The 10,961-nt window shown below is 73.1% G+C and carries 8 protein-coding genes; 7 read left to right on the forward strand and 1 reads right to left on the reverse strand.

Translation table 11 applies throughout. From position 1 onward, the window contains the following. Window positions 1–120: 120 nt before the first annotated feature. From mce to IH00_RS0115205, 6 genes are all read left to right on the forward strand, one after another. Window positions 121–561 (forward strand): methylmalonyl-CoA epimerase, encoded by a 441-nt coding sequence (gene mce, locus IH00_RS0115175; RefSeq protein ID WP_031073743.1) that lies wholly within the window; start codon window positions 121–123, stop codon window positions 559–561. Between the two features lie 167 nt (window positions 562–728). Further along, a complete protein-coding gene (gene scy, locus IH00_RS0115180; protein WP_031073745.1) occupies window positions 729–4,781 on the forward strand; it encodes a polarized growth protein Scy in 4,053 nt (1,350 codons plus the stop codon). A gap of 115 nt (window positions 4,782–4,896) precedes the next feature. Further along, window positions 4,897–5,835, forward strand: coding sequence for a coiled-coil domain-containing protein (locus tag IH00_RS0115185; RefSeq protein ID WP_031073747.1), 939 nt, complete (start codon window positions 4,897–4,899; stop codon window positions 5,833–5,835). A 187-nt stretch (window positions 5,836–6,022) separates the two neighbouring features. Continuing rightward, complete coding sequence (locus IH00_RS0115190) at window positions 6,023–6,961, forward strand: ABC transporter ATP-binding protein (protein ID WP_031073750.1); 939 nt, start codon at window positions 6,023–6,025, stop codon at window positions 6,959–6,961. Window positions 6,962–6,965: 4 nt separating this feature from the next. After that, complete coding sequence (locus IH00_RS0115195) at window positions 6,966–7,745, forward strand: ABC transporter permease (protein ID WP_031073751.1); 780 nt, start codon at window positions 6,966–6,968, stop codon at window positions 7,743–7,745. A 205-nt stretch (window positions 7,746–7,950) separates the two neighbouring features. Then, window positions 7,951–8,529, forward strand: coding sequence for an isochorismatase family protein (locus IH00_RS0115205; protein ID WP_031073753.1), 579 nt, complete (start codon window positions 7,951–7,953; stop codon window positions 8,527–8,529). 175 nt (window positions 8,530–8,704) lie between these two features. On the opposite strand, the gene IH00_RS0115210 is transcribed toward IH00_RS0115205, so the two are convergent. Then, window positions 8,705–9,478 (reverse strand): hypothetical protein, encoded by a 774-nt coding sequence (locus tag IH00_RS0115210; protein ID WP_031073755.1) that lies wholly within the window; start codon window positions 9,476–9,478, stop codon window positions 8,705–8,707. 290 nt (window positions 9,479–9,768) lie between these two features. Here IH00_RS0115210 and IH00_RS0115215 point away from each other — a divergent pair. Then, window positions 9,769–10,961, forward strand: a 1,193-nt coding sequence (locus IH00_RS0115215; RefSeq protein ID WP_063835373.1) for an ABC transporter ATP-binding protein, incomplete at its 3' end; no start/stop codon positions are given.

The following is a 10,961-nucleotide window of genomic DNA, read 5'->3' on the forward strand; positions in this document are numbered from 1 at the left end:
GCTGAGGAGTGAACGAGGGTTTACTGCCAATGTACTGAGCGGTACTGGCCGGGTCACCGGCCAGCCGGTGTGATCGCGCGCACGTTGCGTAACCACCTCCTTCGGCGCTGCACTGGTCCCATGCTGACGCGAATCGACCACATCGGGATCGCCTGTTTCGACCTCGACAAGACCGTCGAGTTCTACCGTGCCACGTACGGGTTCGAGGTCTTCCACACCGAGGTCAACGAAGAGCAGGGCGTACGTGAGGCCATGCTCAAGATCAACGAGACGTCCGACGGCGGCGCCTCCTACCTCCAGCTGCTGGAGCCCACCCGCGAGGACTCCGCGGTCGGGAAGTGGCTCGCCAAGAACGGCGAGGGTGTCCACCACATCGCCTTCGGCACGGCGGACGTGGACGGGGACGCCGCGGCGATCCGGGAGAAGGGGGTGCGGGTGCTGTACGAGCAGCCCCGTATCGGCTCCATGGGGTCGCGGATCACCTTCCTGCACCCGAAGGACTGCCACGGGGTCCTCACGGAACTGGTGACGTCCGCTGACCCGTCCTCAGCGGAGCACTGACCTCCGGATTCCTGGCCCGGTAGAGTGGGCGGCTCCGGGCCGGGGACGGACCGGGGCCGCGCCGCGTCCCCGGCGTTGGATCTGACACCATTCCCCGGGGGGCCGTTCGCCCGGCGAACGGTGCTCGTACAAGAGAGTTGCGACCAGGGGACGGATGGGACCGCGCAGTGCGGGGCTACGAACGCCAGGAGAGCCACCGGGCTGACGACCACCTTTCGCGGTTCGAAGCCGAGATGGACCGGCTGAAGACCGAGCGGGAGAAGGCCGTCCAGCACGCCGAGGACCTCGGTTACCAGGTCGAGGTCTTGCGCGCCAAGCTCCACGAGGCGCGCCGCACCATCGCCACCCGGCCCGCGTACGACAGCGCGGACATCGGCTACCAGGCCGAACAGCTGCTGCGCAACGCCCAGATCCAGGCCGAGCAGCTGCGGTCGGACGCCGAGCGCGAGCTGCGCGAGGCCCGTGCCCAGACGCAGCGGATCCTCCAGGAGCACGCCGAGCACCAGGCTCGGCTGCAGGCCGAGTTGCACGCGGAGGCGGTGCAGCGCCGCCAGCAGCTCGACCAGGAGCTGGCCGAGCGCCGCCAGACCGTCGAGGCGCACGTCAACGAGAACGTGGCGTGGGCGGAGCAGCTGCGCGCCCGCACCGAGGCGCAGGCCCGCCGTCTGATGGAGGAGTCCCGCGCGGAGGCCGAGCAGGCGCTGGCCGCCGCCCGTGCGGAGGCCACCCGGCTCGCGGAGGAGGCCCGGCAGCGGCTCAGCTCGCAGACCGAGACGGCCCGCGCGGAGGCCGAGGCGATCCTGCTGCGCGCCCGCAAGGACGCCGAGCGGCTGCTGACCGCCGCGTCGACCCAGGCCGCCGAGGCCACCAGCCACGCCGAGCAGCTGCGCAGCGCCACCTCCGCCGAGTCGGAGCAGGCCCGCCAGCAGGCCACCGAGCTGAGCCGGGCTGCCGAGCAGCGGCTCCAGGAGGCGGACGAACGGCTGCGCGAGGCGCGCGCGGAGGCCGACAAGGTCGTCGCGGAGGCGCGGGAGGCGGCGGCCAAGCGGCTGTCGACCGCCGAGTCGGAGACCGAGCAGCGCACCCGTACGGCCAAGGCGGAGATCGCGCGGCTGGTCGGGGAGGCCACCAAGGAGGCGGAGGCCACCAAGGCGGAGGCCGAGCAGGCGCTCGCCGACGCCCGCGAGGTGGCGGAGAAGCTCGTCGCGGAGGCTTCCGAGAAGGCCCGTTCGAAGGCGGCCGAGGATTCCGCGGCGCAGCTCGCCAAGGCGGCCCGTACCGCCGAGGAGGTCCTGACCAAGGCGTCGGAGGACGCCAGGGAGACCACCCGCAAGGCGTCCGAGGAGGCTGAGCGGATCCGCCGCGAGGCCGAGGCGGAGGCGGACCGGCTGCGGGCCGAGGCGCACGACACGGCCGAGGAGCTCAAGGGCGCGGCCAAGGACGACACCAAGGAGTACCGCGCCAAGACGGTCGAGCTCCAGGAGGAGGCGCGCCGGCTGCGCGGCGAGGCCGAGCAGCTGCGGGCCGAGGCGATCGCCGAGGGCGAGCGCATCCGGGGCGAGGCGCGGCGCGAGGCCGTCCAGCAGATCGAGGAGGCGGCCAGGACCGCCGAGGAACTGCTGACCAAGGCCAAGGCGGACGCGGACGAGCTGCGCACGGCGGCGACCGCCGAGAGCGAGCGGGTGCGCACGGAGGCGATCGAGCGGGCGACCGGGCTGCGCAGGCAGGCCGAGGAGACGCTGGAGCGCACCCGCGCGGAGGCAGAGCAGCTGCGCACCGAGGCCGAGGAGCAGGCCGAGTCGGTGAAGGCCGCGGCCGAGCAGGCCGTCGCCGCGCTGCGCGAGGAGGCCGAGCGGGGCATCGCGGCCCGCCAGGCGGAGGCCGCCGATGAGCTGGCCCGGCTGCACTCGGAGGCGGAGGCCCGCCTCACGACCGCCGAGCAGGCGCTGGCCGAGGCGCGGGCGGAGGGCGAGCGGATCCGCCGCGAGGCGGCCGAGGAGAGCGAGCGGCAGCGCACCGAGGCCGCCGAGCGCATCCGTACGCTCCAGGCGCAGGCCGAGCAGGAGGCCGAACGGCTGCGCACCGAGGCGGCGTCGGACGCGTCGGCGACCCGCGCGGAGGCGGAGGAGAACGCGGTACGGCTCCGCACGGAGGCCGCCACGGAGGCCGAGCGGCTCCGCAGCGAGGCGCAGGAGTCCGCCGACCGGGTGCGGGCGGAGGCCCAGGCCGCGGCCGAGCGGGTCACGGCCGAGGCCGCCGAGGAGCTGGCCGCCGCGCAGGAGGAGGCCAACCGGCGCCGGCGTGAGGCGGAGGAGATCCTCGGCGCCGCGCGCGGCGAGGCCGACCAGGAGCGGCAGCGGGCGCGCGAGCAGAGCGAGGAGCTGCTGGCCTCGGCGCGCAAGCGCGTCGAGGAGGCGCAGACCGAGGCCCAGCGGCTGGTCGAGGAGGCGGACCGGCGCGCCACCGAGATGGTCGCGGCGGCCGAGCAGACGGCGCAGCAGGTGCGGGAGTCGGTCGCCGGGCTCCAGGAGCAGGCCGAGGAGGAGATCGCCGGGCTGCGGTCGGCCGCCGAGCACGCCGCGGAGCGCACGCGCACGGAGGCGCAGGAGGAGGCGGACCGGGTCCGCGCCGACGCGTACGCGGAGCGGGAGCGGGCCGCGGAGGACGCGGCCCGGGTACGCACGCGGGCGCAGGAGGAGGCGGACGCCGCGAAGGCGCTCGCCGAGCGGACGATGGCGGACGCCCTCGCCGAGTCCGAGCGGCTGAGGTCGGACAGCGCGGAGTACGCCCAGCGGATGCGTACCGAGGCGTCCGACGCGCTGGCATCGGCGGAGCAGGACGCGTCGCGGACGCGTGCGGAGGCCCGCGAGGACGCCAACCGCATCCGTTCGGAGGCCGCCGCGCAGGCGGACCGGCTGGTCGGCGAGGCGACGAGCGAGGCCGAGCGCATCACGGCCGAGGCCGCCGAGCTGCTGTCGAGCGCGGAGCAGGACGCGGTCCGGCTGCGCGGCGAGGCCGAGCAGGTCAAGGCCGACGGCGAGGCGCAGGCCGAGGAGCTGCGCGCCGCCGCCCGGGCGGACGGCGAGCGGGTGCTGGACGAGGCGCGCAAGGCCGCCGACAAGCGGCGCGCCGATGCCGCCGAGCAGGCGGACCAGCTCATCTCGGAGGCTTCGGGCGAGGCCGAGCGCATCGGCACCGAGGCGGCCGAGCGGGTCGAGCGGCTGCTGGCGGAGGCGACGAGCGAGGCGGAGCGGCTGCGGAGCGAGGCGGCGGACGAGGCCGAGCGGCTGCGGGCCGAGGCGAGCGAGACCGTGGGCTCCGCGCAGCAGGCCGCCGAGCGCATGCGGGCGGAGGCCGAGCGGCACCGGACGGAGACGGAGGCGGCCGCCGAGCGGATGCGCGGCGAGGCGCGGGCCGAGGCGGACCGGATGGTGGACGAGGCGCGCGAGGCGGCGGCCAAGCGCCGGGCGGACGCGGCCGAGCAGGCCGACCAGCTCATCGCGAAGGCGCAGGAGGAGGCGCTGCGGGCGACCGCCGAGGCGGAGGCGCAGGCCGACACGATGGTCGGCGCGGCCCGCAAGGAGGCCGAGCGGATCGTCACCGAGGCGACCGTCGAGGGCAACACCCTCGTGGAGAAGGCCCGGACGGACGCGGACGACCTGCTGGTCGAGGCGCGCGGCGACGCGACCGCCATAAGGGAGCGGATGGAGGAGCTGCGTACGCGGACCGAGGCGGAGATCGAGGATCTCCACGAACGGGCGCGTCGCGAGGCGGCCGAACAGATGAAGTCCGCCGGCGAACGGGTGGACAAGCTGGTCAAGGCCGCCACCGAGCAGCGCGCCGAGGCGGAGGCCAAGGCGAAGGAACTGTTGTCCGACGCGAATTCGGAGGCCGCGAAGGTCCGTATCTCCGCGGTGAAGAAGGCGGAGGCGCTGCTCAAGGAGGCCGAGCAGAAGAAGGCCGAGCTCACCCGTCAGGCCGAAAAGATCAAGGCGGACGCGGAGCGCGAGGCGGAGAAGATGATCTCCGACGGCAAGCGGGAGGTGGAGGTCCTGGCGCGCCGGCGCGAGGACATTCAGGCGGAGATTTCGCGCGTTCAGGACGTATTGGAGGCGCTGGAGTCGTTCGAAGCTCCGTCAGGGGGTACGAAGGACAGCGGAGTCAAGGCGGCTGCGACGGCCGGGGTTACCCGTTCGAGTAGCAAGTCATCCGACGGTTAAGCCACTCAAAAGGCTGGACATTCTGTAGTTTGAACGGGCATCCGCTCGAAGACACGCCGCTTTGGCCCCTAGGATTCCCCCTAACACCTCACCGGTCTCATTCGACAGGAACCCCATGAGCGACACTTCCTCCCCCTTCGGCTTCGAGCTCGTGCGGCGTGGTTACGACCGCGGTCAGGTGGACGACCGCATTACCAAGCTCGTCGCCGACCGTGACAGTGCTCTGGCCCGAATCACCTCTCTGGAAAAGCGCATCGAGGAGCTCCACCTCGAGACGCAGAACGCCCAGGCGCAGGTCAGCGACGCCGAGCCGTCGTACGCCGGTCTCGGTGCCCGTGTCGAGAAGATCCTCCGGCTGGCCGAGGAGGAGGCGAAGGACCTGCGCGAGGAGGCCCGGCGCGCCGCGGAGCAGCACCGCGAGCTCGCCGAGTCGGCGGCCCAGCAGGTGCGCAACGACGCCGAGTCGTTCGCCGCCGAGCGCAAGGCGAAGGCGGAGGACGAGGGCGTACGGATCGTCGAGAAGGCCCAGTCCGAGGCGAACACGCTGCGCGCCGAGGCGCAGAAGGACGCGCAGTCGAAGCGCGAGGAGGCGGACGCGCTCTTCGAGGAGACCCGCGCGAAGGCCGCGCAGGCCGCCGCCGACTTCGAGACGAACCTCGCCAAGCGGCGCGAGCAGTCGGAGCGGGACCTGGCCGCCCGTCAGGCCAAGGCGGAGAAGCGTCTCGCCGAGATCGAGCACCGGGCGGAGCAGCTGCGCCTGGAGGCCGAGAAGCTGCGCACGGACGCGGAGCGCCGGGCCCGCCAGACGGTGGAGACCGCACAGCGCCAGGCCGAGGACATCGTGGCCGACGCGAACGCCAAGGCGGACCGTATCCGCAGCGAATCCGAGCGCGAGCTGGCGGCGCTGACGAATCGTCGCGACTCCATCAACGCGCAGCTGACCAACGTCCGCGAGATGCTGGCCACGCTGACCGGCGCGGCGGTGGCCGCGGCAGGCTCCCCCGTGGACGACGAGCCGGCCTCCCGCGGCGTCCCCGCCCAGCAGGCCCGCTGAGGCCCGCGCGGCAGTACGACTGGTGTCACCGAGGGCCCTGCGGGACCCACGACGAGCGCGCCTCGCGGCGCGGTTCGCGTGGGCCCTGCGGGGCCCTCGGCATACCGCCGGCCGGTCGTTCCCACGGAGGGAAGAGGGGCGTGTCATTCCGGTGGCGGCCCGCATCCCGGGCTCGTAGCGTGGACGGATGATCGAGCTCGAGGGGCTGACGAAACGGTTCGGTACGAAGACGGCGGTCGACCGTCTCAGTTTCCGGGTCCGCCCCGGCTTGGTGACGGGCTTCCTGGGCCCGAACGGTGCCGGCAAGTCGACCACCATGCGGATGATGCTCGGCCTGGACCACCCGACCAGCGGCACGGTCCTGATCGACGGCAAGCACTACCGGGACCTCGACGAGCCGCTGAAGTACATCGGCGGGCTGCTGGAGTCCCGGGCGATGCACGGGGGGCGCAGCGCGTACAACAACCTGCTCTGTCTGGCGCAGTCCAATCGCATTCCGCGGCAGCGGGTCCCCGAAGTTCTCGATCTTGTGGGGCTGACCGCCGTCACCCGGAAGAAACCGAAAAGTTTCTCGATGGGCATGGGGCAGCGCCTGGGAATCGCCGCCGCGCTGCTGGGCGACCCGCAGGTCCTCCTCTTCGACGAACCCGTCAATGGTCTGGACCCCGAGGGAATTCACTGGATCCGCAATCTGATGAAGGCGCTGGCCGCGGAGGGCCGGACGATCTTCGTTTCCAGTCACCTCATGAGCGAAATGGCGCTGACCGCGGATCACCTGATCGTGATCGGGCAGGGCAGGCTGCTGGCCGACACCTCGATGGCGGAATTCATCCGGCAGAACTCCCGCAGTTATGTACGGGTGCGCTCACCGCAGCGCGAGGAGCTCCTCGACGCGCTGCACCGGGGCGGCCTGACGGTGGTCGGGACGGAGGGCGGGGTGCTGGAGGTCGACGGCGCGACGACCGAGGAGGTCGGCGAGCTGGCGGCCCGGCACGGGGTCGCACTGCACGAGCTGAGCGCCCAGCGGGCGTCCCTGGAGGAGGCGTTCATGCAGATGACGGCGTCGGCGGTCGAGTACCACGCGCACTCCGCGAACGCCCCGCAGTGGGCCCCGAAGGAGGTCTGACGCGATGGCAGCGGTTCCCGCGGTCCTGCGCTCCGAGTGGACCAAGATCCGTACGGTGTCGTCGACGGTGTGGACGCTGGCCAGCGCCCTGGTCGTCACGGTCGCGATGGGTGCGGCGCTGTCCGCGCTCGTGCGGGAGACCTTCGAGGAGATGCCGCCCATCGAACGGGCCACGTTCGACCCGACCGTCGTCAGCTTCTCCGGCATGCTGCTGGGCCAGCTGGCGATGGTGGTGTTCGGCGTCCTGGTGGTGGGCACGGAGTACAGCACCGGAATGATCCGTACGTCGCTGGCGGCGGTCCCCCAGCGGGCCACGTTCCTCTTCGGCAAGATCGCCGTCGCGGGCGTGCTGGCGCTGGTCGTGGGCCTGCTGACCAGCTTCCTGTCCTTCTTCGTCGGCCAGGCGCTGCTGGGCGAGCACCGCACGGGCATCGGTGAGGAGAACGTGCTGCGCGCGGTCGTCGGCGGCGGCCTCTACATGGGCCTGATGGCGGTGTTCTCGATGGGCGTGGCGGCGATGCTGCGTTCGACGGTGCTGTCGCTCGGCATCCTGGTGCCGTTCTTCTTCCTCATCTCGCAGATCCTGTCGGCCGTGCCGAAGGCGAAGGAGGTCGCGGAGTACTTCCCCGACCAGGCGGGCTCCACGATCATGCAGGTGGTGCCGGGCGCGCTGGGCAGCGATCCGGCGCCGTACAGCCCGTGGGGCGGGATGGGCATCATGCTGCTGTGGGTGGCGGCGGCGCTGGCCGGCGGGTACGCGGTGCTGCGGAAGCGCGACGCCTAGGGAGGCCCGCATGCGGGGCGCCGCCCGCACGCTGGGCGGACGGGAGGTCGCGGACACCCCCCGGGAGGGGCTGGGGGACCCCAGGGAGTGGCTGGGGGACCCCAGGGAGTGGCTGGGGGACCCCAGGGAGTGGCTGGGGGACCCCAGGGAGTGGCTGATTTAATCGGGCGGCAGCTCCGGGGCCGCCCGTTCGATAATCGCGCACATGACCGATCATGTGGCCCCCGTGCAGGCCCTGCTTCTCGTCGATGTCCAGACGGCGTTCGTCGCCGGCGCCGAGGCCGTACCGGATGCCGCCCGGCTCCTGCGGCACTCGCGGGACCTGCTCGACCGTGCCCGGACGAGCGGCGCGCTCGTGGTGCACCTGCAGAACGACGGGCCGCGGGGCGCCGCCGACGAGCCGGGCACCCCCGGCTGGGAGCTGTTCCTGCCCGTCGAGGACCACGGACGTGAGGTCGTGGTGCGCAAGACGGAGGACGACGGTTTCGACGGCACTGCGCTCGGCGCGCTGCTGGACCGCGCCGGGGTACGGGCCGTGGCGGTGTGCGGGGTGATGTCGGAGATGTGCGTCGCGGCGACCGCCCGCGCCGCTCTCGCGCGTGGTCACCGGGTGGTACTGCCGCACGACGCCCACGCCACCTACGACATCCCCGCCCGGCCCGGCGTCAGCGGCGCGGTACCGGCCGTCACGGTGTCGCGGGTCGCGGAGTGGTCCCTGGGCGACGAGGTCGAGATCCCCGCGCACGCCGCCGATGTGCCGTTCGCGTCCGTCGGGCACGGATGACCGTCGCCGCGCCACCCGTCCGGGGTCGGTGTGCGGGCGTAGGGCCCGGGCAGGGCGCCGGGTGCCGCGTCGCGCCACACCCCGCACCAGCCTCTTGACGAGCGCACGCCACTGCGGCAGCGCTCGCGGACCGCCCCCGCGGTGTCCGGCGCGGGGGCGTCCTCAGGCCGGGCGGTCAGCCCAGCTTGGCGGCCTGGGCATCGATGACGGCGGTGGGCAGGGGGTAGTCCTTGCCGCCGGCCGCCCCCAGGTTGAGAGAGGCGAAGGAGGCGAGGACGGCTCCCTTGCGCACGGCCGTGATCTTGTACGTGACCTTCCCGCCGTCGCCGTCGACGAGGAGGTTCCAGGTGCCGGCCTCGTCGCCCCCGGAGACCTTCGCCTCGGTGATCCCCGTGACCTTCGCCGGCTGGCCCTTCAGGGTCGCGGTGAAGCCGCCGGCGCAGTCGGTCGCGGCCTTGCGCAGCGCGGCCAGGGCCTCCTCCGCACCCTTGCCCGCGTACGCCCCGAGGGCGACCTGGGTGGTGGTCAGGCGGAAGGCGGCCATGATGTCGCCGGACTCGACGGCCTCCTTGTTCTTCTCGCCCGTCTCGGTGACCCGGCGGGCCGTGGCCGTCCCGGCGGGCTCGCCCTGCGGCACGGCGCCCATCGCGCGGGCGACGGGCAGGCACTCGGTCTTGTCGGCCCGGGCCTCGCCGGCGGCGATGCTCTCCGCGGGCCCGGCCTTCCTGACCTGGTGCTGCTTCACGTCACCCTCGGCCAGGGCCATCTTCTCCAGCTCGGCGGCGGAGGGAACCTTGACGTCCGCGGCTTCCGGAGCGGCGGCGGAGGGCTTCGCCTTGTCGCCGCTGTCGCCGCCCTTGTCGGCCGAGCCGCTGCACGCGGTGGCCAGCACGGCCAGACAGACCGCGGTGGCGGCGACGGCGGTACGGCGGACGAGGATGCTTCGCATGACGCAACTTTCCGTAGAGGCCCGCTGCCGAGCCCGGCTTGTCGTGACTGCGCCAACCCTAGGCCCTGTCGGAGAGCCGGTGATCACCTGCGGACAACCTGGGACGGCATCGTGACGGCGACGTGATCACCTGCTCCGTACCGGCCGGACGAGCTGGGGCGCACCCGGCGTCCCCGGGGAAGCGGGCAGCTTTTACGGCTTGGCCGGAACCGTCAAGCGCTCGATACGCTCTTACCTCCTACGGGGGCCCCTGTGCCCTGCATGACCTGACCTGTCGATGGGGCTGGAGAATGATCGAGGCAGTCGGCCTGACGAAGCGCTACGGCGCCAAGACGGCCGTGTACAACCTTTCCTTCCAGGTGCGGCCGGGGACCGTCACCGGCTTCCTGGGGCCCAACGGCTCCGGGAAGTCGACGACCATGCGCATGATCCTCGGGCTGGACCGGCCCACGTCCGGGCACGTCACGATCGGGGGACACCCCTTCCGCAGCCTGCCCAACGCGCCGCGGCAGGTCGGCGCGCTGCTCGACGCCAAGGCCGTGCACGGCGGGCGCAGCGCCCGCAACCACCTGCTCTCGCTGGCCCAGCTCGCCGGGATCCCGGCGCGGCGGGTCGACGAGGTGCTGGGGGTCGTCGGGCTCCAGGACGTCGCCAAGCGGCGCTCCAAGGGGTTCTCGCTCGGTATGGGCCAGCGGCTCGGGATCGCGGCCGCGCTCCTCGGTGACCCGCAGGTGCTGCTGTTCGACGAGCCCGTCAACGGTCTGGACCCCGAGGGCATCCTGTGGGTGCGCAACCTGATGAAGGCGCTGGCCGCCGAGGGGCGGACCGTCTTCGTCTCGTCGCACCTGATGAGCGAGATGGCGCTGACCGCCGAGCACCTGATCGTGATCGGGCGCGGACAGCTCCTCGCCGACATGAGCGTGAAGGACTTCATTTCGGCCAACTCCGCGGACTTCGCACGGGTGCGCACGCCGCAGACCGAGCCCTCGTTGCGCGAGAAGCTGATGGGCGTCCTCGCCGAGGCCGGCGGTCAGGTCATGTCGGAGCCGGACGGCGCGCTGCGCGTGACCGGGCTGCCGCTGCCGCGCATCAGCGACCTCGCGCACGACGCGGGCGTACGGCTCTGGGAGTTGTCGCCGCACCAGGCGTCGCTGGAGGAGGCGTACATGCGGCTCACGCAGGGGGCCGTCGACTACCGGTCCACCACGGACCAGCGGGCCGGGCTCATGGAGCTGCCGCCGCAGCACATGGCGGGCGGCGGGTACACGCCGCCGGTGATCCCGGAGGTCCCGCAGCAGGGCTGGTACGCCCCGCCGCCGCCCGGGCAGAACCCGTACGCGGGCGGCACCCAGGCACCACAAGCACCACAGGCCCCGCAGGCACCGCACCCCCAGCAGGCACCGGCCGCACCGGCCGCACCGGCCCAGGCTCCGCACGACGCGCCGCCCGCCCCCGCCCCGGCCGCGGCACCGCAGCCGCCGGC

The organism is Streptomyces sp. NRRL S-118, assembly GCF_000716335.1.
Taxonomy (GTDB): Bacteria; Actinomycetota; Actinomycetes; order Streptomycetales; family Streptomycetaceae; genus Streptomyces.